The organism is Enterobacter cloacae subsp. cloacae ATCC 13047, assembly GCF_000025565.1.
Classification (GTDB): domain Bacteria; phylum Pseudomonadota; class Gammaproteobacteria; order Enterobacterales; family Enterobacteriaceae; genus Enterobacter; species Enterobacter cloacae.
The window spans coordinates 311,121-332,822 of sequence record NC_014121.1 but is presented as its reverse complement, the minus strand read 5'-3'; the positions used below and the strand labels follow the sequence as shown (position 1 = coordinate 332,822).

Here is a 21,702-nt window from a genome sequence, read left to right as displayed (position 1 = left end):
AGAAAGTCCGTAAGCGTGGTGGAGACTCCACTGCCAGCAAAACGTCAAATCCTTGTGCTGCGTTTGCGACGAAAAGGGGCGTCACAAAAAAAGCAAACGTTTAGCTCCGCGCTTACAAAACGGGTGGTCAAATTTAGGCAAACGATTATCCAGCCTAATCACCGCCCTTTTCAACTGAACTTTCTCGTTTTTCGCTAAATTTCCCTTATGACGATGAAGAAATAAGCAGAGGATGCGCAAACGTTATCGTTTATGCGCAATGGGGTTACAAATTACGCCTCGCCAGGGATCGTTAACGGCCCACCTTGTTCCAGGGTTCTCTGCCAGGCAGGACGATTTTCGACCTTTTTCTTCCAGGCATGGGTGTGCGGAAGATCCTCGACACCGCCGCGTGCCAGCAGGGCAAAAATCGGGAAACTCATCTGAATATCGGCCATGCTGAGAGTCTCTCCGGCAAACCAGCTATTTTCAGCCAGGTGAGATTCAATAAAACGCGCGTGGGTTTCGAGCTGGGGATTGAGATAGGCCTTTTGCACGCCCTGACCCAGCGCTTTCCCCAGCGTGCGTATTCCAAACGGCACGGGCGGTTTACCGAGGCTGCTAAATACCAGCTTCATTAACAGCAGCGGCATAAGAGAACCTTCTGCATAGTGTAGCCAGAAGCGGTATTGCACCTTATGGGCAGGATCCAGCGGCTTAAGCTGCGATTCTGCGTCGTAGGTTTCCTGCAGATACTCCAGAATGGCACCGGATTCAGCAAGGATCAGTCCGTTGTCTTCAATGACCGGAGACTTGCCCAACGGATGCACGCGTTTAAGGGACTCGGGAGCCAGCATCGTTTTTTCGCGCTGGTAGTGAACAATCTCATAGGGCAGAGAAAGTTCTTCCAGAGCCCAGATCACGCGGTGTGAGCGCGACTGGTTAAGGTGATGTACCGTGAGCATAGAGGTCTCCTGTTATTCATACTTTTTAACTATAGAAAATTGAACAACACCGCGAAAAATATTCGCCAAAAAAGCGGCCCCGGTGACTGGCGAAAACGCGGCCCTTACATAGAATTAAAGTGTCAGCACAAACCGGAACCTCCTCAACCAGCTCGACATGAGGGGTGCTGATGTCGGGGGAAACCCTCCCGTGAGCCAGCGGGATAGAGAGAAAGACAAAGACCGGAAAAAACTAAAGCGCCCTTATGTGGCGCTTTAGTTCTTTATTATGCTTTTTGCTGGATGGCGCAGCCGCCACCCGGCAAACAGATCTCAATCTTCTTCCAGCAGCCGCGCCCCCGTCCCCTGTTCGCCCAGTTTGTCACCGGGGTTGCGTAACGGGCAATCGCTGCGCGACAAACAGCCGCAACCGATGCACCCGTCCAGTTCGTCACGCAGCGCCACCAGCGTATGAATACGCCGGTCCAGCTCCTCACGCCACTGGGATGACAGCTCTTTCCACTCTTTCGGGCTCAGCGTGTGGCCTTCCGGTAACACGCCGAACGCTTCACCGATGGTGGCCAGGGGAATTCCGATTCGTTGCGCAATTTTAATAATCGCCACGTAGCGAAGCACGTCACGGGTGTAGCGCCGCTGGTTTCCGGCGTTACGGATGCTTTTGATTAACCCTTTACTTTCATAGAAGTGGAGCGCCGATACTGCCACACCGCTTCGCTTAGCCACTTCACCCGGGGTCAAAAGCGCTTTTATTCTCGGCAATCTCTTTTCCATAAAACCTCTTTACCTCAAGTTAACTTGAGGAATTATACTCCCCCACAGAGAAAACGACGAATCAACCAGGAAAGTTGTATCTACAGAGGGCAACCTTATGTCGCATCAGCAAATTATTCAGACACTTATTGAATGGATTGATGAACATATCGACCAACCGTTGAACATTGATGTGGTCGCGAAAAAGTCGGGCTATTCGAAATGGTATTTACAGAGAATGTTCCGGACCGTAATGCACCAGACGCTGGGTGAGTACATTCGTCAGCGCAGGTTACTGCTGGCAGCGCAGGCGTTACGCTCTACGCAGCGGCCTATTTTTGATATCGCGATGGATCTGGGGTATGTGTCGCAACAAACCTTTTCCCGCGTGTTTCGCCGCGAGTTTGACCGCACGCCAAGCGATTACCGTCACCAGTTGAATTAAGGTTATCAGTGCAAAGGTTGCTGCTGCCAGGTCATAAACTCCTGGGGCGGCATCGCTTTCGCGAAGTGCCATCCCTGACAGAACTGTACGCCGCGCTTCAACAACCAGCTTACCTGCTCGGCAGTTTCTACCCCTTCCGCAATGGTTTTGAGCCGCAGGCTCTGCGCCATCTCGATAATATGCTCGGCGATAAGATGGCTGGTGCTGTTGGTGGTTAGGGTGTCGATAAAGGATTTGTCGATTTTCAGAATATCGACATTCAGCGAGTAGAGATTATGCAGGTTCGAGTAACCTGTACCAAAATCGTCGATTGCCACTTCATAACCCGCCTGACGAAAAGCCTGGATAACCGGCGTAGTTTTCGGCACATCAATAAATCCGCGCTCCGTCACTTCGATTTTGATCTGCTGCGCACGCACGGCATAGTGCCGCGCTTTGTCGGATATCATGGCGATCAGCCGCGAAGAGTGAAAATCCGTCGCCGACAGGTTGATCGAAATATAGAGGTCAGGATGCGCGGCCAGGAAATGGCCCAGATCGCTGAAGACCTCTTCTACAACATAATCCGTGATGCGTTCACTCATCCCCTCTTTTTCCGCCAGCGGGATGAATTCCGCCGGGCTCATGACAGGCCCGTTAAAACCAGGCCAGCGTAACAACGCCTCTGCCCCCACGCACTGATTATTCTTGATATCGATGATTGGCTGATAATGGACACAAAGCTGACGTTTATTCAGCGCCCGATGCAGCAATCGTCCTGGGGAGTTCAGCTCACGGTGGGTGCGCGACCAGACCAGCAAAATAATGATGCTACAGATCATTCCCAGCGGCAGCGTCAACGTCGCCTGATGGTAGAGCGTTTCATAGAAGCGTTTATTCGACGTTGAAACGATGGCGGCAATCGGACGTTTATCCGATTTTACCACCGTATAAAAACGGTCATCTTTTTGAAATACCACGTCCTTATCCCGAATCATCGAGTTTAATAAAGAAACGTTGGCTTTCTGACTGACGGAAAAGAAGGCATTCGTTACCGTATCGTACACGCCCCATGAGAGAGAGTGATCGGTGGACATCACTTCACTGTACGAGAGCGGATTAACCACCACGACATAATTCCCGCGCTGCATATATGTCATTTTATAGCCAGTGAAAAATGGCGTATCACGGTAATAATAGATAGCGATATCGGGTTTACGGATGTAATTAGCGGGGGAGATCGCGTAGGGCCGATCCGGGGTAAAAATGGATGAGCAACGAAAATTCTGGCCTTCGGCATAAATTAAATCAGCGATGAACAGACGGCCGCGAACCACGTTCAACATATATTGCCGATGTGACGGCGTACAAACTTTACCCTGATATTTTTCCGCTTCGGCCCGGGCCAGATCAACCTGTTCAATAACCAGTTCAGTTTTGTCTAAAGCCAGTTCAGCAAATGTGCGTAACTGCGCGCTTGTTTCCGACACCGCTCTTAGCTGGGCAAACCATAGCGCAAGCATCACCGGCAGCATAACTACCATGATGATCCCTACCACTCTGAGCATCTTGCGCCGCGCGCTACGATTCATTTCCCGCCCTATATCCCTGCATGTTGTACGCCTGTAGTAATGAAGGCCGGATGCTTTGATAAACAGGTGATTACGTTGCATGAATCATGCGAAGTTAGCAACTGACTTTTAGTATTAAAAATCTTAAATTTCGTTATGACGATAATATTTGCCCGTAAGCTAAACTAAAAGTATTCGTTCCGTTTCTATTAAGGGAAATATTTATCCAGCCTGAACGGGGGGATTGAAGATAACGCAACAGAGGATCGTTGATTAAGCCAAACTTCTGGCAGCATGAAAAAAGTACAACATCAACATGACGTTTTATACTATTTGCGCGGATGTAATTTGATCAATGTTTTATAAACGTTCGGCTATTACCACATTATTTCCAGGATCAGCAGAGAATAACGCTTCACTTATAAAAAGGCATCGCTGGGAACGCCGTTGCCCTCCTCCGCTCGTTCGAAGGAGGTTGCTCCCGGCACGTGGTGGGTTCGCATCCGCCGATGTCGAAGGCAACCCCATCCTGCCGCCTCTCTTTTTCAGCGTAATAAAATCCCCAATCTGCTCGCATAGGCACTGGCGAATAAATCAACAAATGTGATATAGTTCACACATATCATGTAACGAGAAGCACTGTTTCATTCAGTTCGTCTGTTTTGGAGAGGATGGGTTTTATGGCAACCATTACGACCAGCATGGTTCTCCTGCGCTGGCCTTTGTTGAGTGCGGTACTGATGTTTTTAGCCAGCACGCTGAACATTCAGTTTCGTAAATCTGACTACGCGGGTCTTGCGGTCATCAGTACGCTGTTAGGACTGGGCGCGGCTTGCTGGTTTGCAACGGGTCTGCTTGGTATCACCCTGCTGGATATTGCCGCCGTCTGGGAAAATATTAAAGTAGTGATGGTTGAGGCAATGAGCCATACGCCACCAGACTGGCCGATGGTAATTACCTGATACCTGACTGAATAAAAAACCCAGACCGATGTCTGGGTTTTTTTATTTTGCATATCCGTGAATCAGAACGGAATATCGTCGTCGAAGTCCATTGGCGGTTCGTTAGACGGTGCCGGTGCGGACTGCTGCTGCGGGCGAGACTGCGCGCCGCCGCTGAACTGGTTGCCGCCCTGTGGCTGCTGAGGCTGGCCCCAACCGCCCTGCTGCTGGCCACCACCTGCTGGTGCGCCGCCGCCCTGACGGCCACCCAGCATCTGCATGGTGCCACCAACGTTTACCACCACTTCAGTGGTGTATTTTTCCTGACCGGATTGATCGGTCCATTTGCGGGTACGCAGTTGGCCTTCAATATAAACCTGAGAGCCTTTACGCAGATACTCACCGGCCACTTCTGCCAGTTTGCCAAATAGCACAACGCGGTGCCATTCGGTCTGCTCTTTCATCTCACCGGTCGCTTTGTCACGCCAGGATTCGGAAGTAGCCAGCGTAATGTTGGCAACTGCGCCACCACTCGGCATGTAGCGTACTTCCGGGTCCTGGCCCAGATTACCGACGAGAATCACCTTGTTTACGCCTCTGCTGGCCATGTTCGTGTCTCCTGAATACGTTTCTTAATAGTGTAAACGCGCGAGTGTACCATTTCCACGCGTCAATTTGCATAGTTGCGTGGCGGGTTCAGAAATCTCTCGCGAACTCGACATTGTTACACAGCTAATCAGAAAATGCATTCCAATACTGTATATTCAAACAGGTTAAATTGTGTCATAATTAGCCGTTTCTGACAGCCGTTTGTCCTTCAAACAAACCAGGCAATCCGTGTTCCAACCGGGAAAGGTGAATGGATAAGATCGAAGTTCGGGGCGCCCGCACCCACAATCTCAAGAATATCAACCTCATAATCCCTCGCGACAAACTCATCGTCGTGACCGGGCTTTCGGGGTCTGGCAAATCCTCACTGGCTTTCGACACCCTGTATGCCGAAGGACAGCGCCGTTACGTTGAATCACTCTCTGCGTATGCGCGCCAGTTCCTGTCATTGATGGAAAAACCGGATGTAGACCATATCGAGGGGCTTTCGCCTGCTATCTCTATTGAGCAGAAGTCCACCTCCCACAACCCGCGTTCAACGGTCGGTACCATTACCGAAATTCATGACTACCTGCGTCTGCTGTATGCCCGCGTAGGAGAGCCGCGCTGCCCGGATCACGACGTGCCGCTGGCGGCGCAGACCGTGAGCCAGATGGTGGATAACGTGCTGTCGCAGCCAGAAGGCAAACGCCTGATGCTGCTTGCCCCAATCATTAAAGAGCGTAAGGGCGAGCACACCAAAACGCTGGAAAACCTGGCAAGCCAGGGGTATATCCGCGCCCGTATCGACGGCGAGGTGTGTGACCTGTCCGATCCCCCGAAGCTGGAGCTGCAGAAAAAACACACCATCGAAGTGGTGATTGACCGCTTTAAAGTGCGTGACGATCTGGCGACCCGTCTGGCGGAATCCTTTGAAACTGCGCTGGAACTCTCTGGCGGTACGGCGGTGGTCTCCGATATGGACGACCCGAACGCGGAAGAACTGCTCTTCTCCGCCAACTTTGCCTGCCCGATTTGCGGCTACAGCATGCGTGAGCTGGAGCCACGTCTGTTCTCCTTTAACAACCCGGCGGGAGCCTGCCCGACGTGTGACGGCCTGGGCGTACAGCAGTATTTTGACCCGGACCGCGTGATCCAGAATCCTGAACTGTCGCTGGCTGGCGGTGCGATCCGTGGCTGGGATAAGCGTAACTTTTACTACTTCCAGATGCTTAAATCGCTGGCAGAGCACTACAAGTTCGACGTGGAAGCGCCGTGGGCCAGCCTGAGCCCGAACGTGCACAAAGTGATCCTGTTCGGTTCCGGTAAAGAGAACATCGAGTTCAAATACATGAACGATCGCGGCGATACCTCCGTGCGTCGCCACCCGTTCGAAGGGGTGCTGCACAACATGGAGCGCCGCTACAAAGAGACCGAATCCAGCGCGGTGCGCGAGGAGCTGGCGAAGTTCATCAGCAACCGCTCCTGCGCCACCTGTGAGGGCACGCGTCTGCGTCGCGAAGCGCGCCACGTGTTTGTCGAAAACACGGCGTTGCCGACCATCTCAGACATGAGCATCGGTCACGCAATGGACTTCTTCAACAACCTGAAGCTCTCCGGCCAGCGGGCGAAGATTGCCGAAAAAGTGCTGAAAGAGATCGGCGACCGTCTGAAATTCCTGGTGAACGTCGGCCTGAACTACCTGACGCTTTCCCGCTCCGCAGAGACGCTGTCCGGCGGTGAAGCCCAGCGTATCCGTCTGGCCAGCCAGATTGGCGCGGGCCTGGTGGGCGTCATGTATGTCCTGGACGAACCGTCCATCGGCCTGCACCAGCGCGACAACGAGCGTCTGCTCGGAACGCTTATTCATCTGCGTAACCTCGGCAACACGGTGATTGTGGTCGAGCACGACGAAGATGCGATCCGTGCTGCCGACCATGTGATCGACATCGGCCCGGGCGCAGGCGTGCACGGCGGCCAGGTGGTCGCGGAAGGCACCCTGAAAGACATCATGGCGGTGCCAGAGTCGTTAACCGGCCAGTACATGAGCGGCAAGCGCAAAATTGAGGTGCCGAAACAGCGCGTGGCGGCGAACCCGGAAAAAGTGCTGAAGCTCACCGGCGCTCGCGGCAACAACCTGAAAGACGTGACGCTGACGCTGCCCGTCGGGCTGTTTACCTGTATCACCGGCGTATCCGGTTCCGGTAAGTCGACGCTGATCAACGATACGCTGTTCCCGATTGCGCAGACGGCGCTGAACGGCGCGACGCTGGCCGAACCTGCACCGTACCGCGACATTCAGGGGCTGGAACATTTCGATAAAGTTATCGACATCGACCAAAGCCCGATTGGCCGTACGCCGCGTTCCAACCCGGCGACCTATACCGGCGTCTTCACGCCCGTCCGTGAACTCTTCGCCGGTGTACCGGAAGCGCGTTCGCGCGGCTACACGCCAGGACGTTTCAGCTTTAACGTTCGCGGCGGCCGCTGTGAAGCCTGTCAGGGCGACGGCGTGATCAAGGTTGAGATGCACTTCCTGCCGGATATCTACGTGCCGTGCGACCAGTGCAAAGGCAAACGCTATAACCGTGAAACGCTGGAGATTAAGTACAAAGGCAAGACCATCCACGAAGTGCTGGATATGACCATCGAAGAGGCGCGCGAGTTCTTTGATGCCGTGCCTGCGCTGGCGCGTAAGCTGCAGACGCTGATGGACGTAGGCCTGACCTACATTCGTCTGGGGCAGTCAGCGACCACGCTCTCTGGAGGTGAAGCGCAGCGCGTGAAGCTGGCGCGTGAGTTGTCCAAACGCGGTACCGGGCAAACGCTGTACATTCTCGATGAGCCGACCACCGGTCTGCACTTTGCGGATATCCAGCAATTGCTCGACGTTCTGCATCAGCTTCGCGATCAGGGCAACACTATTGTGGTCATTGAGCACAACCTGGACGTGATTAAAACCGCGGACTGGATTGTCGATCTCGGCCCGGAAGGCGGCAGCGGCGGCGGTGAAATCCTCGTCTCCGGTACGCCAGAGACCGTTGCAGAGTGCGAAGCCTCGCACACCGCGCGCTTCCTTAAACCGTTGCTGTAATTGTCACACGGAGAGTTGCTGTCGGGTCGCTTCCGGCAGCAGCTCAACCGCCTGCTGATAAGACGCGTCCACAAGGTAGTAAATCTGCGACCCCGGGAGTGAACCGTCGAGATAGACCGTACTCCAGTGCGCTTTGTTCAGATGTTTGCTCGGCCGGACATCGTCGTGCTGCTGACGTAATAGCTCCGCCAGCTCCGGGCTGGTTTTAAGCGACGCCGCCGGGCGGCCTTCCACCTCTTTCACCATCGCAAACAACACATCTCCCACTTTAATCTGCGTGGCTTTCCAGTCGCTGTGAACGCTCTGCTCCGCGCCTGGCTTACTCATGCAGTACTGCAGTAGCTCCGAAATTGTCATCTTTATTCCCCTTGTAGCGTTGCGATAATTTTACGCGAACCACCGTGAATGCGATGTTCTCCCAGCCAGATCCCTTGCCATGTTCCCAGCAGAAGCCGCCCGTTGTGTACCGGCAGCATTAGTGATACGCCCAGCAGAGAAGATTTGATATGCGAAGGCATGTCGTCCGCCCCCTCATAGTCATGCTCGTAGGAGGCGTTGTCCGGAACGGTTTTCAGAAAATGCCGCTCCATATCAGACCGGACGGTGGGATCGCAATTTTCATTAAGCGTGAGAGAGGCCGACGTGTGCTGAAGCAGCAGATGCAGCAAACCCGTTTTGACGCGCGACAGATCGCGGATCTGCCCGATAACTTCATCCGTCACCAGGTGAAATCCGCGAGGTTTAGCGCTTAAGGTCAGGGTTTGTTGGTACCACATGTGCTGCTCCGTTATGAAAGTGAATCTTTCTAAGTGTGCAGCAAGAAGACGAAAGGTAAAACCCGCAGCGACGAGATTTGATTAAAAAAGAGCCAAACTCGCCGCCAACGGTTTAATACTCTGAGTTCACAATAACCTCTTCGCCAAACTTCCCGGCCATTGGCAGCGGGCGATAGGTCGAGTTTGAGGCGCGTAACACCCTGATCCCTCTGGCTCCCACATCACGCGCGGCGCTGATATCGTTGTCTGAATCACCGTAGAAGACTTTGATATGTTTCTGCTCCAGCCACTGGGTTTTGGTGTTTTGTCCCGGTTTGTCACCCGCAAAAATCACCGGGTTCATGCTGGCCGCCGGGATCAGGAAATCATCCTGCAGGGTTTTAGAGACGGTTTCCGTTTTGGTCTGACTGCGTCCGGTAACGAAGTAGATGCTGTCGCCGCGTTTTACATGCATGGCGATAAGCGCGCGGGCCACCTCTTTCGGGATGCTGAATTCGTCCCAGCCGTTGTTCATCTTTTCCCAGAATTCCGGGTTTTTCAGATACGCTTCGCTGTCCGGTGAGTATGTTTTTTTACCGCGCCAGAACCCGGGGCTGGAGAAGAGGACGGTATCGTCAATATCAAAGCCCACAGCCATTGGCGGGCGGCCCATCAGGCTGTTTTCAATCTGGGCTACAGAGACCCAGTGAATGGGGGCTTGTTCAGCCAGAATAGCGGCGGTAGTGCCGGTGTAAAGCGGCGTCGGTGCGGAAGCGCGCGCGACGACCGTACTGTTAAGCGAGAACAATAAGCAGGCGGCGCTGAGCGCCAGTGTGATCTTGCGCATATTTTCCCCTGAATATTCAGTTTGTTATCGTTTTAATTTGAGCGACTGGTCAAAAATCTATCCGACCATAACCCCAGCGGGAGATGAAGGGAAGGAGTTTTTGCTTATGAGGTTGGATAAAAAGAAGAAGATCACAGAATGCCGGGCAACCTGTTTGTGCGGCCTGATGCCCTCATCCCGGCCCTCTCCCAAGGGGAGAGGGATTGTGAGTAAGTACTTACATTACTGCAGCAAATGCCTGCGCCACGCGATGAACGTTGCTGGCATTCAGACCCGCCACGCACATACGTCCGCTGGCAATCAGGTAGACGCCGAACTCTTCGCGCAGACGTTCAACCTGTGCGGCGCTCAGCCCGGTGTAGCTAAACATCCCGCGCTGTTTAAGCAGATAGTCGAAGTTATGCCCCGGTACGGCCTCTTTCAGCACGTTAACCAACTCCTGACGCATCGACAGAATACGCTTACGCATGGATACCACTTCTGCAAGCCAGCTGGCTTTTAGCTGTTCGTCTCCCAGCACGGTCGCCACCACTTGCGCGCCAAAGTTTGGCGGGCTGGAGTAGATGCGGCGCACGGTCGCCTTCAGTTGCCCCAGTACGCGACCTGCCGCTTCGGCGTCTTCGCACACCACAGAGAGGCCACCCACGCGCTCGCCGTACAGGGAGAAGATTTTTGAAAACGAGTTGCTGACCAGAACAGGCAGACCAGCGCTGGCCACGGCACGGATGGCATAGGCATCTTCTTCCATCCCTGCGCCAAAGCCCTGATAGGCGATGTCGAGGAAGGGGATCAGGTTGCGCGCTTTCAGCACCTCAATCACCGCATCCCACTGGGTGTTGGTGAGATCTGCCCCGGTCGGGTTGTGGCAGCACGGGTGCAGCAGCACTATGCTGCGCTCTGGCAGGGTATTTAGTTTTTCCAGCAGCGCGTCAACGCGCACGCCGTTGGTTTCACTGTCGAACCATGGATAGGTCGCCACCTTAAAGCCAGCACCCTCAAAAATCGCCACGTGGTTTTCCCAGGTGGGATCGCTGACCCATACCCCTGAATCCGGGAAGTATTTTTTCAGGAAGTCCGCACCCACTTTAAGCGCACCTGAACCGCCCAGGGTCTGGATGGTTGCAACACGTTTTTGTGCGAGCACCGCGTGATCGGCACCAAACAGCAGCGGCGCGATGGCGTTACGGTAAGTATTGAGCCCTTCCATCGGCAGATAAAGAGAAGCACCGTGCGGGGCGGCGTTAAGACGCGCTTCCGCTTCAGCAACGGCTTTCAACTGAGGAATAATGCCGTCCTCGTTGTAATACAGACCAATGCTGAGATTCACTTTGTCGCTGCGAGGATCTTCTTTGAAACGCTCCATTAAGGAGAGAATGGGGTCGCCGGCGTAGGCGTCAACTTTCTGAAACACGCGATGGTTCTCCGGAATTCGATGAGGCAGGGAATTCAACAATAAACCGGATATGACAGAAGATCGAGCGTTTAACCTGTTCCATGCCGGGTCAGGCAACGCTGCCCCCCCGGCATTCACAGTAGTTTAATCGATGTACTTCATCGCCACCCTTGATGTCAGGCGCGTTATAAGTTCGTAAGCACTCACTTTCGTGATTTCCGCGATGCGTTCGACGGGCAAACCGTCACCCCACATCACCACATCGTCGCCCGCTTTATCCTGGGCATCGGGGCCAAGATCTACGCAAATCATGTCCATCGCCACGCGACCGACAATCTTCACTTCGCGGCCATTGACCAGAACCGGCGTACCGGACGGCGCAGCACGTGGATAACCGTCGCCATACCCCATCGCCACCACACCCAGCCGGGTGTCACGCGCGCTGGTCCAGGTGCCGCCGTAACCCACCGGTTCCCCCGCCTTGTGCTCACGCACCGCAATCAGCTTAGACACCAGGGACATCACCGGCTGGAAGCCAAAGTCCGGCCCCCAGGGTCTGTTCTCCAGCGGCGATACGCCGTAAAGAATAATCCCCGGACGCGCCCAGTCGAAGTGCGACTGCGGCCACAGAAGAATGCCACCGGAGGCCGCGATAGAGCGCATCCCCGGCTTGCCTTCGCAGAAGGTGTTAAAGATGTCGAGTTGTTGTTCAGTAGCGCCGCAGTCAGGCTCATCAGCCCGGGCAAAATGGCTGACAATATTTACCGGCTGGCGGACATTTTTGCACTGGCACAGACGCTGATAAAACGCCTGCGCGTGTTCTGGACGTACGCCCAGACGGTGCATGCCCGTATCGAGCTTCATCCAGACGGTGACTGGCTCGCTCAGCTCAGCGGTTTCGAGAGCGGAAAGCTGTTCTTCGTTGTGTACCGCCGTGTGCAAATGCTGGTCTGCAATAGTCGGCAGGTCTGCAGCCTCAAAAAAGCCTTCGAGCAGCAAAATCGGTTGGGTGATCCCCCCCGCGCGCAGGCGGAGGGCTTCTTCAAGACGGGCAACGCCAAAGGCGTCGGCATCGGGGAGCGTTCGCGCGGTCTCAAGAAGACCGTGTCCGTAAGCGTTCGCTTTCACGACTGCAACAAGTTTACTGGCGGGAGCCAGTTCACGCAGACGTTGCAGGTTGTGTCGCAGAGCGCGGCGGTTAATCACAACAGTTGCCGCTTGCATTTGATTTCCTTAGAAATTACTCATCATCATATTGAGGACCGGCATAGTTGTCGAAACGCGACCACTGTCCGTTAAAGGTCAGACGCACCGTACCGATAGGGCCGTTACGTTGTTTACCGATAATAATTTCGGCGATCCCTTTCAGGTCGCTGTTCTCGTGATAAACCTCATCACGGTAGATGAACATGATTAAGTCGGCATCCTGCTCGATGGAGCCGGATTCACGCAGGTCGGAGTTGACCGGGCGTTTGTCGGCACGTTGTTCCAGGGAGCGGTTAAGCTGCGAGAGCGCCACGACAGGCACATGCAGCTCTTTGGCTAATGCCTTGAGCGAGCGGGAAATTTCCGCAATCTCCAGCGTACGGTTATCGGAGAGCGACGGCACGCGCATCAGCTGAAGGTAGTCGATCATGATAAGGCCAATACCGCCATGCTCGCGGGCGATACGGCGCGCACGGGAGCGCACTTCTGTCGGCGTCAGGCCGGAGGAGTCATCGATATAGATGTTACGTTTTTCAAGCAGGATCCCCATGGTGCCGGAGATACGCGCCCAGTCCTCATCGTCGAGCTGACCGGTACGGATACGGGTCTGATCCACACGAGAAAGCGACGCCAGAGAACGCATCATGATCTGCTCAGATGGCATCTCCAGACTGAAGATTAAGACCGGTTTATCCTGCAACATCGCCGCGTTTTCGACGAGGTTCATCGCAAAGGTGGTTTTACCCATCGACGGACGCGCGGCGACGATAATCAAATCCGACGGCTGCAGGCCTGCGGTTTTCTTATTGAGATCGTCATAGCCGGTGTTAACTCCGGTTACGCCATCGTGCGGCTGCTGGAAGAGCTGTTCAATACGGGCGACGGTGGCATCGAGTACATCGGCGATGTTTTTCGGGCCTTCGTCTTTATTGGCGCGACTTTCAGCGATTTTAAAGACGCGGGATTCCGCGAGATCGAGCAGGTCTTCGCTGGTGCGACCCTGCGGATCAAAGCCCGCTTCGGCGATTTCATTCGCGACCGAGATCATCTCACGAACAACGGCGCGTTCGCGAACGATGTCCGCATAAGCGCTAATGTTCGCTGCACTTGGCGTGTTTTTCGACAGTTCTGCTAAATAAGCAAAACCGCCAACGCTGTCCAGTTGCCCCTGCCGCTCCAGCGATTCCGCGAGCGTAATCAGGTCAATCGGGCTACCGGACTCCTGCAGGCGCGCCATTTCGGTGAAGATGTGGCGGTGCGGGCGGGTGTAGAAATCGTCGGACACGACGCGCTCGGCGACGTCGTCCCAGCGCTCGTTATCCAGCATTAAACCGCCCAACACCGACTGTTCCGCTTCAATCGAGTGCGGCGGGACTTTTAACCCGGCGACCTGAAAATCACGCTCACGAGGTTCAGTCTGTTTGTTGAAGGGTTTGTTTCCTGCCATAGTGAATGGAGTTACCGAGATAAAGAGTGGGTCGAAAGATTACCACATTCTGGAGGAAGCATGGCAACACGTATTGAATTTCACAAGCATGGTGGCCCTGACGTACTCAACGCGGTGGAGTTTACCCCCGCCGCGCCTGGCGAAAATGAAGTGCAGGTTGAAAATAAAGCCATCGGCATTAACTACATCGACACCTATATTCGCGGCGGTCTTTATCCACCGCCGTCACTGCCGAGCGGTCTGGGTACCGAAGCGGCGGGCGTGGTCAGCAAAGTGGGCAGCGCCGTTAAGCATGTTAAAGAAGGCGATCGCGTGGTGTATGCGCAATCGGCGCTGGGCGCTTACAGCTCCGTACACAACGTTCCGGCTGACAAAGTTGCCCTCCTGCCCAATGCCATTTCGTTTGAACAGGCCGCGGCCTCCTTCCTGAAAGGGCTGACGGTCTATTATCTGCTGCGCAAAACCTATGAAATCAAACCCGACGAGCAGTTCCTGTTCCATGCGGCAGCGGGCGGCGTAGGGCTCATCGCCTGCCAGTGGGCCAAAGCGTTAGGCGCAAAACTGATCGGCACCGTGGGGAGCGCGCAAAAAGCCCAGCGCGCGCTGCAGGCCGGCGCCTGGCAGGTGATTAACTACCGGGAAGAGAGCATCGTTGAACGCTTAAAAGAGGTAACCGGCGGCAAAAAAGTGCGCGTGGTATATGACTCGGTAGGGAAAGATACCTGGGAAGCGTCTCTGGACTGCCTGCAGCGCCGCGGTCTGATGGTGAGCTTCGGTAACGCGTCAGGCGCGGTGACCGGTGTGAATCTGGGTATTCTGAACCAGAAAGGCTCGCTGTATGTCACTCGTCCATCCCTGCAGGGCTACATCACCAATCGCGAAGAGTTGCTCGAAGCCAGTAACGAACTGTTCTCGCTGATTGCCAGCGGGGTCATCAAAGTGGATGTGGCAGATGCGCAGAAGTACGCGCTAAGCGATGCGCAACGTGCGCATGAGGTGCTGGAGAGCCGGTCAACGCAGGGGTCAAGTCTGTTAATTCCCTGATCCCATAAAAGAAATTGGGCTTCCCTGAGGAAGCCCTTTCTTTTTTTAGTTCGGCTGTATGTAGGGTACAGCTCGATGAATTCTTTAGCGGCAGCCATAGTGACAGATTCGATAAGTAAATCCTATTCCGTTCTAAGCAATGCCGCCGGAAAAGTTGCAGGTATGTGACGAACCCCTCAATACCTTAGTAACGAAAGCGGTTATTACGCTGATAAGTGGGCAGTTTTGGTGATTTAATCGCCCGTATAACCCACACCACCGCAACGGCCAGCAGCAGCCACGGCAGAAGTTTGATCGTCAGGGCAAATAATCCGCCAATAAACATGACCACTGTCGCCACCACAAGCGCTGCCAGAATGCCGAGCAGCGACACGCCGGTGGCTAACAGCATGACAAAAAAGCCAATCACAAAAAGCAGTTCCAGCATGGTTCTCTCCCACGAGTTCCCGAATGATGTCGCAATCATTACAAGATCCATGCCAACCCTAACATGTTGTTATAAAAGTAAAACGCCCCGCAAGGCTGTGCGGGGCGGGGTGAATTTGACGAATTTTTAGCGAGATTTATCGTTTATCTGCAACCAGGCGTAGCGCCTGTTCCAGCACTTCGATATCCGCGCCAGCTTTATGCGCGTTCTCGCTCAGATAGCGACGCCACTGGCGTGCGCCCGGGATCCCCTGGAACAGGCCAAGCATATGACGCGTGATATGGCCAAGGTAAGTGCCGTTACTCAGCTCACGTTCAATGTACGGATACATGGCCCGCACCACGGCAACCGGGTCAGTGTCTGCGCCTTCAACGCCGAAGATCTCGCGATCGACCGTCGTCAGAATACCCGGATTCTGATATGCCTCGCGACCGACCATCACGCCATCCATATGCGCCAGATGTGTTTTGGCCTCGTCGAGCGACTTGATACCACCGTTGATCGACATGGTCAGGTGCGGGAAGTCCCGCTTCAGTTGATACACACGCGGGTAGTCCAGCGGCGGAATTTCGCGGTTCTCTTTCGGGCTAAGGCCAGAGAGCCAGGCTTTACGCGCATGGATGATAAACATCTCGCACTCGCCCTTTCCGGCAACCGTATTGATGAAATCACACAAGAATTCGTAGCTGTCCTGGTCATCAATACCGATACGGGTCTTCACCGTCACCGGAATGGAGACCACATCACGCATCGCCTTGATGCAGTCCGCTACCAGCTGTGCGTTCCCCATCAGACAGGCGCCGAACATGCCGTTTTGCACGCGATCGGACGGACAGCCAACGTTAAGGTTAATTTCGTCGTAGCCACGTTCTTCTGCCAGCTTCGCACAGTGCGCCAGCGCAGCCGGATCGCTGCCACCCAGCTGCAGGGCAACCGGATGCTCTTCTTCGCTGTACGCCAGATAGTCGCCCTTACCGTGAATAATTGCACCGGTGGTGACCATTTCGGTGTACAGCAGCGTATGGCGGGAGAGCTGGCGCAGGAAATAGCGGCAGTGTCTGTCCGTCCAGTCGAGCATGGGCGCAATGGAGAAACGGTGTGCGGGAAAGGCAGTCTGGTGTTCTGACGACATGGCGAAGTTTTAAGCATCTGGTGGAAAAGGGGCGCTACTATAGCATAAAGAAAAGCCGGAGGCGCAACGCCTCCGGTGCCCTTTAGAACGTCATACTCAACTGCGCCCCTGCGCCCCAGGTTTCATCTTCACCGTAGAGCCCCATCAGGTCGACGTGGACCGTGTTAAACGGTGCAAAACCAACACCACCGGTAAAGACGTTACTGTCATTCCCTTTCATATCGGCACGATAACCCGCCCGCACGGCCAGCCAGCTTAGCGGCGTCACTTCCGCACCCACGCCAACATACTGCGAGGTATCTTCGCTTTTAAAGCCTTTGGTTTCTGTCAGATCGCCATCGGCAGTCAGGGTCACCAGATCGTTGTGCCAGGCGGCACCGGCCGTCACCAGCGGACGGATTTGATAGGTGTCTTTATAGCTCACCACTTCCCCCGTGCGCCCGTTGCGGATGCGAATGTCCTTGGTGTCGATATCGCGCGACATCAGGTTTTGCCCGCTCACCCCGACCGTCCAGTTCTCGCCGAAATCGGCCGCGATACCGGCATCCACGTTAAAGCCGGTATCGTCTTTCCGGTAGCGGCTGTCGTTCCACTTGTTACTGTCGTAATCGTAAATTGAGGTGGTGTAGTTGTAGATCCAGGTTTTCTGCAGTTTTGGCGTGACACCAAGGGAAACCGGGACGCCACCCAGATCGAACTGACGGGCAATGGCAACACCATAATCGGAGACAATTGCCGCCCGGCCAGACGCCGTAGAGTTAAGGTTTTTCGTGATTTGATCGGTACCGTTTAGCGCCGCATCCAGTGCCACGCCCGCCGCCACCGCATCGCTGTTTTGGATACTGCGCAGGTAATCAATATCTTGCTGATCGATGGAAGAGCTGACGCGCCCGTGGGCATAGCCTTTCGCCATAAAGGCCACGGAGAGCACATCGTTAGGGATACTCACCGCAATCCCCGCGCCTGCCGTAGCGCGTGCGGTTTTGCCTTTGAGATAGTCCAGTTCATCGGCAAGATCTTTTGCCGCTCCCTGGAACTGATCGATTGAGCCCAGCGGGTTGGTAATCACTTCGATGGGGGTCAGGCTATCAACCACATCCTTATAGTGATTGATTTTATCGTTGATGGTATCAATCTCATCCTGAAGATTGTCTTCATCCGTCACCTGCACGCCGACGGACGGTAAAATAACCGTCACATCATCGTCCGGTTTCGCCTTTGCCAACAACGCAGGGTTGATTAACGCCCCGCTGCCATAGCTGCCCGAAGCGACGCCCGTGCCACCCATTGCGTCGCTACGTGATTCTGTCCAGGTATTGGCTGCTCCCGCCTGATTTGCCATAAACAGGGAGACAGCGATGCTAACCACCGAAAATTTAAAATGTTTTTTCACAGTATGCTCGTCTTATTGTCGTTAATAACATCACCCTGTTTGTTATCACCCAAACAGGAACGAACTATTGCTGTGAATAAGTACAAAAAGACCCGCTATTTCCTTAAGTAAAACTCCGGACAGGCCTGTTGTTATTTGTGACGGCCCTCAATATTTATAGAAGAGGAAATTATTTTTTCCCAGGTTTTCCATCGTGCGGCCCAAAGAACTGAGGGGGATGATCAACCCAGCGATCTTCACGCGTGGCGGCATACTCCGGATTAAGCGGATAGTAGATTCGGTTGTGCTTCTTGTTAGCCTCGCCAACAACCAGTAATCGCACCTCTTCTTCGGTGTTATTAATAAAGGTATGGCAGACGCCGGTGCCAGCAGGAAACCCTACGCTGTCGCCGGGTTCAAGCTTCCACAAATAGCCGTTAATCCAGGCTTCCGGATACCCTTCCAGCACATAGATGAACTCTTCTTCGTCGCTTTCCGCGTGGGGATAGGAGGTTCGACGCCCGGGCGGCAAACGCTCGTGGTGAATACCGATTCGCCTGAGCCCCAGGTGACGAGCCAGCGGTGCACCGATGGAGAAAAGCTCGTTGCTGTCGGGATAGGTTGAATTATCTGGCTCTTCCACGTCTCGCCAGTGCCGAATACAGTCAGGTTTTTTCATCATTAATTTCCCGGTTTGCGATGGGTCAGGTATAGCACAGCCTGGCGGATCTCGGCGTTTTTACCAGAACATGGTAAAGTGAGGGTTTTCCAGCCTATAACATCCGAGGTGCTAAATGGATAAGTCCACAAAAGAGCTGTTAGCGCAGGCAGAGAAGCTGTGCGCGCAACGCAATGTGCGCCTGACTCCGCAGCGCCTTGAAGTCTTGCGTCTGATGACCCTGCAGCAGGGCGCCATCAGCGCATACGACCTGCTCGACCTGCTGCGCGAAAGCGAGCCACAGGCTAAACCGCCTACGGTCTATCGTGCGCTAGATTTTCTGCTGGAACAAGGGTTTGTACATAAGGTCGAATCCACAAACAGTTATGTGTTGTGTCATCTTTTTGACCAGCCAACCCATACGTCGGCCATGTTTATCTGCGACCGTTGTGGCGTGGTGAAAGAAGAAGGGGCGGAAGGCGTAGAAGATATTATGCATACGCTGGCGGCCAGAATGGGCTTTGCCTTGCGCCATAACGTCATTGAAGCACACGGATTATGCTCTGCGTGTGTAGAAGTGGAGGCCTGCCGGCATCAGGACGCGTGCCACCATGACCACTCTATCCTCGTAAAGAAAAAGCCGCGTTAACAGCCAAAACAAAGGCGGCCCATGGCCGCCCTCAGGGAGTACTTCCTTGTACTGTCGGGTATCACACGGTTACCAACGGTAGTCGTTGCGTTTTTCCCAGTCGCCGACCTCTTTTTCCGCCTGGTCTTTCTCGTAACCGTAGCGTTCCTGAATTTTACCGACAAGCTGATCGCGTTTACCTTCGATGACCGTCATATCGTCATCCGTCAGCTTACCCCACTGTTCTTTCGCTTTACCTTTGAACTGCTTCCAGTTGCCGCCGATTTCGTCTTTATTCATCATCGTGTCCTCTTAGTTAAGCGTCGGGTCGTAACGTCCGTTACGTTCTTTTCTGCTGGACGTGATAATAATTGTAGTTAAGGATTCGGCAGTTGATTTCATATTCGGAATCTTTAACCGTCACGATATATCGTTGCGGGAAGGAAGCCAGGTATTGTTTTGCCAGTGCCGGTGCCAGATAAAGCCCAGTGACAGGCCCCGCAACGCGAGAAAGACCGCCAGGGAGAGCCATAAACCATGGTTACCCAGCCAGGGGAGCGTGAGCAGCGTCAGGGCAAAACCAGCCGCCGCCACCGCCATGCTGTTACGCATCTCCGCTCCTCGCGTCGCGCCAATAAACATACCGTCCAGCAGATAGCACCAGACCCCCACCACCGGCAAAATGACCTGCCAGATGAGGTAATGGCTTGCCAGCTCGCGCAGTGCAGGAAGGGAGGTGAGTAACGCAATAATCTGTTCGCCAAAACAGGCGTAAATCAGCGCGAACGTCAGCGCCACCAGCCCCGACTGCCGACAGGCCGCCCGCCAGACATCCCGCAGCTGACCACTTTCACGTGCGCCGTATGCCTGGCCGGAATGCGCTTCCACAGCATAGGCAAAGCCATCCAGTGCATAGGCGGTAAAGGTCAGCAGCGTCATCAGAACGGCATTCACCGCGACGATATCTGGCCCAAGCCGGGCGCCAAAGACCGTCAGTGCGCCGAAACAGAGCTGCAGCAGCAATGAGCGCAGCATAATGTCGCGATTAAGCGCCAGCAGGGTGCGGATATTGCCTCGCCATGCACTCTTGAGCAGAGCAAGGGAAATCCCCCGCATGACAAGCACCCGCCAGACCATCCACAGACCAAGGATAAACGTCCCGTATTCGGCAATCGCCGTCGCCAGTGCCGCACCCTGTACGTTCATGTGCAGGCCCATCACCAGCCAGAGATCGAGCACGATGTTGAGGAGGTTGCCTACCACCAACAGGATTACGGGCGCGCGGGCATACTGCACGCCGAGTAACCACCCCAGCAGAACCAGATTGGCCAGCGACGCGGGCGCGCTGAGCCAGCGAATTTCAAGGAAGCGTCGTGCCTGCTCCAGTACCGCCTCGCTGCCGCCAACGACATGCAGCGCCAGATCAATCAGTGGGGTACGTAATATAGCGATTAACGCGCCTGCCCCAAGCGCCAGAATTAACGGCTGAACCAGCGCGCGCGCCAGACGCAAAGGATCTTTAGCACCGTACGCCTGCGCCGTAAGCCCGGTGGTACTCATGCGCAAAAAGAGCAGGAGCATAAAAAGGAAGCTGGTCGCCGTCGCGCCAATCGCCACACCGCCCAGATAGATGGGTGAATCAAGGTGACCAATAACTGCCGTATCCACCAGCCCCAGCAGAGGAACGGTGATATTGGAAAAAATCATCGGCAGTGCAAGACGCCACAATGCCTTATCGGATGCCGTAAGCAGTGACATGAAAAAATACCGGGAGTGGATAAAGAATCAGGCCACGGCAGATCCGTAGCCTGTCAGGATGAGATTACAGCCATTCTCCGTTGCGAATGACCCCTACCGCCAGCCCCTCGATAGAGAAGTTTTGTTCGCGGAGGTCTACCACAATCGGGGAAAACTCGTTGTTTTCCGGCAGCAGCTGAACCGTATTACCTTGCTTTTTCAGGCGTTTAACGGTGACTTCATCATCGATGCGTGCCACCACAACCTGGCCGTTACGCACGTCTTGCGTTTTATGCACCGCAAGCAGATCGCCGTCAAGAATACCGATGTCTTTCATGGACATACCGCTTACACGCAGCAGGAAATCCGCGCTCGGCTTGAACATGCCGGGATCAACCTGGTAGTGGCCTTCAATATGCTGTTGCGCCAGCAGAGGTTCACCTGCCGCGACGCGCCCCACCAGCGGAATGCCCGTCTCTTCTTCCACCAGCAGGCGGATACCGCGTGAAGCACCCGATACAATCTCAATTACGCCTTTACGCGCCAGCGCTTTCAGGTGTTCCTCGGCAGCGTTCGGAGAACGGAAGCCCAGACGCTGCGCGATTTCCGCACGCGTGGGTGGCATACCCGTCTGGCCGATATGATCCCGAATGAGATCAAACACCTCTTGCTGCCTGGTCGTTAACGCTTTCATTCCGCCCCCTGGGTGTATATACAGTTATGCTGTGAGTATATACAGTCAAA

General features: G+C 54.5%; 22 protein-coding genes and 1 pseudogene. 5 read left to right on the top strand and 18 right to left on the bottom strand.

Features of this window, described 5'->3' with window-relative positions; all coding sequences use genetic code 11:
- Window positions 1-272: 272 nt before the first annotated feature.
- Both ECL_RS01570 and soxR read right to left on the bottom strand, forming a co-directional pair.
- Window positions 273-944 carry a glutathione S-transferase family protein gene (locus tag ECL_RS01570; protein WP_013095073.1) on the bottom strand — a complete coding sequence of 224 codons (672 nt, stop codon included), beginning with the start codon at window positions 942-944 and terminating at the stop codon, window positions 273-275.
- 312 nt (window positions 945-1,256) lie between these two features.
- Window positions 1,257-1,715 (bottom strand): redox-sensitive transcriptional activator SoxR, encoded by a 459-nt coding sequence (gene soxR, locus ECL_RS01565; protein ID WP_013095072.1) that lies wholly within the window; start codon window positions 1,713-1,715, stop codon window positions 1,257-1,259.
- Between the two features lie 97 nt (window positions 1,716-1,812).
- Between soxR and soxS the strand changes: the two genes are divergently transcribed.
- A complete protein-coding gene (gene soxS / locus ECL_RS01560) occupies window positions 1,813-2,139 on the top strand; it encodes a superoxide response transcriptional regulator SoxS (RefSeq protein ID WP_013095071.1) in 327 nt (108 codons plus the stop codon).
- Window positions 2,140-2,144: 5 nt separating this feature from the next.
- Here the strand turns inward: soxS and ECL_RS01555 are convergent, their stop codons facing one another.
- The gene (locus ECL_RS01555) at window positions 2,145-3,710 is read right to left on the bottom strand and encodes an EAL domain-containing protein (RefSeq protein WP_023622182.1); all 1,566 of its coding nucleotides are present in this window, start codon (window positions 3,708-3,710) and stop codon (window positions 2,145-2,147) included.
- 659 nt (window positions 3,711-4,369) lie between these two features.
- Between ECL_RS01555 and ECL_RS01550 the strand changes: the two genes are divergently transcribed.
- Window positions 4,370-4,651: a YjcB family protein gene (locus ECL_RS01550; protein ID WP_008503385.1), complete on the top strand. Its 282-nt coding sequence runs from the start codon at window positions 4,370-4,372 to the stop codon at window positions 4,649-4,651.
- 62 nt (window positions 4,652-4,713) lie between these two features.
- Here the strand turns inward: ECL_RS01550 and ssb1 are convergent, their stop codons facing one another.
- Window positions 4,714-5,238, bottom strand: a complete 525-nt coding sequence (gene ssb1, locus ECL_RS01545) for a single-stranded DNA-binding protein SSB1 (RefSeq protein ID WP_003860284.1) — start codon at window positions 5,236-5,238, stop codon at window positions 4,714-4,716.
- Window positions 5,239-5,489: 251 nt separating this feature from the next.
- Here ssb1 and uvrA point away from each other — a divergent pair, with 251 nt between their 5' ends.
- Window positions 5,490-8,312: an excinuclease ABC subunit UvrA gene (uvrA, locus tag ECL_RS01540; RefSeq protein WP_013095069.1), complete on the top strand. Its 2,823-nt coding sequence runs from the start codon at window positions 5,490-5,492 to the stop codon at window positions 8,310-8,312.
- 3 nt (window positions 8,313-8,315) lie between these two features.
- On the opposite strand, the gene ECL_RS01535 is transcribed toward uvrA, so the two are convergent.
- From ECL_RS01535 to dnaB, 6 genes are all read right to left on the bottom strand, one after another.
- Window positions 8,316-8,669, bottom strand: coding sequence for an MmcQ/YjbR family DNA-binding protein (locus tag ECL_RS01535; protein WP_013095068.1), 354 nt, complete (start codon window positions 8,667-8,669; stop codon window positions 8,316-8,318).
- A gap of 2 nt (window positions 8,670-8,671) precedes the next feature.
- Window positions 8,672-9,088, bottom strand: a complete 417-nt coding sequence (locus tag ECL_RS01530; protein WP_013095067.1) for a secondary thiamine-phosphate synthase enzyme YjbQ — start codon at window positions 9,086-9,088, stop codon at window positions 8,672-8,674.
- A gap of 112 nt (window positions 9,089-9,200) precedes the next feature.
- Window positions 9,201-9,914, bottom strand: coding sequence for an acid phosphatase AphA (gene aphA, locus ECL_RS01525; protein ID WP_013095066.1), 714 nt, complete (start codon window positions 9,912-9,914; stop codon window positions 9,201-9,203).
- 217 nt (window positions 9,915-10,131) lie between these two features.
- A complete protein-coding gene (tyrB, locus tag ECL_RS01520; RefSeq protein WP_013095065.1) occupies window positions 10,132-11,325 on the bottom strand; it encodes an aromatic amino acid transaminase in 1,194 nt (397 codons plus the stop codon).
- 126 nt (window positions 11,326-11,451) lie between these two features.
- Window positions 11,452-12,531 carry an alanine racemase gene (alr, locus tag ECL_RS01515; RefSeq protein WP_013095064.1) on the bottom strand — a complete coding sequence of 360 codons (1,080 nt, stop codon included), beginning with the start codon at window positions 12,529-12,531 and terminating at the stop codon, window positions 11,452-11,454.
- A gap of 16 nt (window positions 12,532-12,547) precedes the next feature.
- Window positions 12,548-13,960: a replicative DNA helicase gene (dnaB, locus tag ECL_RS01510; protein WP_013095063.1), complete on the bottom strand. Its 1,413-nt coding sequence runs from the start codon at window positions 13,958-13,960 to the stop codon at window positions 12,548-12,550.
- Window positions 13,961-14,020: 60 nt separating this feature from the next.
- Here dnaB and ECL_RS01505 point away from each other — a divergent pair, with 60 nt between their 5' ends.
- The gene (locus ECL_RS01505) at window positions 14,021-15,004 is read left to right on the top strand and encodes a quinone oxidoreductase (RefSeq protein ID WP_013095062.1); all 984 of its coding nucleotides are present in this window, start codon (window positions 14,021-14,023) and stop codon (window positions 15,002-15,004) included.
- Window positions 15,005-15,188: 184 nt separating this feature from the next.
- Here the strand turns inward: ECL_RS01505 and pspG are convergent, their stop codons facing one another.
- From pspG to ECL_RS01485, 4 genes are all read right to left on the bottom strand, one after another.
- A complete protein-coding gene (gene pspG / locus ECL_RS01500; RefSeq protein WP_013095061.1) occupies window positions 15,189-15,431 on the bottom strand; it encodes an envelope stress response protein PspG in 243 nt (80 codons plus the stop codon).
- A 136-nt stretch (window positions 15,432-15,567) separates the two neighbouring features.
- Window positions 15,568-16,563, bottom strand: a complete 996-nt coding sequence (gene dusA / locus ECL_RS01495; RefSeq protein WP_013095060.1) for a tRNA dihydrouridine(20/20a) synthase DusA — start codon at window positions 16,561-16,563, stop codon at window positions 15,568-15,570.
- 82 nt (window positions 16,564-16,645) lie between these two features.
- The gene (locus tag ECL_RS01490; RefSeq protein ID WP_228486131.1) at window positions 16,646-17,905 is read right to left on the bottom strand and encodes a conjugal transfer protein TraF; all 1,260 of its coding nucleotides are present in this window, start codon (window positions 17,903-17,905) and stop codon (window positions 16,646-16,648) included.
- A 220-nt stretch (window positions 17,906-18,125) separates the two neighbouring features.
- Window positions 18,126-18,614, bottom strand: coding sequence for a cupin domain-containing protein (locus tag ECL_RS01485; protein ID WP_023620296.1), 489 nt, complete (start codon window positions 18,612-18,614; stop codon window positions 18,126-18,128).
- A gap of 115 nt (window positions 18,615-18,729) precedes the next feature.
- Between ECL_RS01485 and zur the strand changes: the two genes are divergently transcribed.
- Entirely contained in the window at window positions 18,730-19,242 is a 513-nt protein-coding gene (gene zur / locus ECL_RS01480) for a zinc uptake transcriptional repressor Zur (protein ID WP_013095057.1), read from the top strand.
- A 69-nt stretch (window positions 19,243-19,311) separates the two neighbouring features.
- Here the strand turns inward: zur and ECL_RS01475 are convergent, their stop codons facing one another.
- The 4 genes and pseudogenes from ECL_RS01475 to lexA form a co-directional block, all read right to left on the bottom strand.
- Window positions 19,312-19,521: a CsbD family protein gene (locus tag ECL_RS01475; RefSeq protein WP_020686626.1), complete on the bottom strand. Its 210-nt coding sequence runs from the start codon at window positions 19,519-19,521 to the stop codon at window positions 19,312-19,314.
- 49 nt (window positions 19,522-19,570) lie between these two features.
- Window positions 19,571-19,645, bottom strand: a pseudogene (locus ECL_RS27880) (hypothetical protein); the annotation flags it as partial.
- The gene (dinF, locus tag ECL_RS01470) at window positions 19,642-20,979 is read right to left on the bottom strand and encodes an MATE family efflux transporter DinF (protein WP_044159015.1); all 1,338 of its coding nucleotides are present in this window, start codon (window positions 20,977-20,979) and stop codon (window positions 19,642-19,644) included. The pseudogene ECL_RS27880 and the gene dinF, both read right to left, overlap by 4 nt.
- A 64-nt stretch (window positions 20,980-21,043) precedes the next feature.
- The gene (gene lexA / locus ECL_RS01465) at window positions 21,044-21,652 is read right to left on the bottom strand and encodes a transcriptional repressor LexA (protein WP_013095053.1); all 609 of its coding nucleotides are present in this window, start codon (window positions 21,650-21,652) and stop codon (window positions 21,044-21,046) included.
- Window positions 21,653-21,702 lie beyond the last annotated feature (50 nt).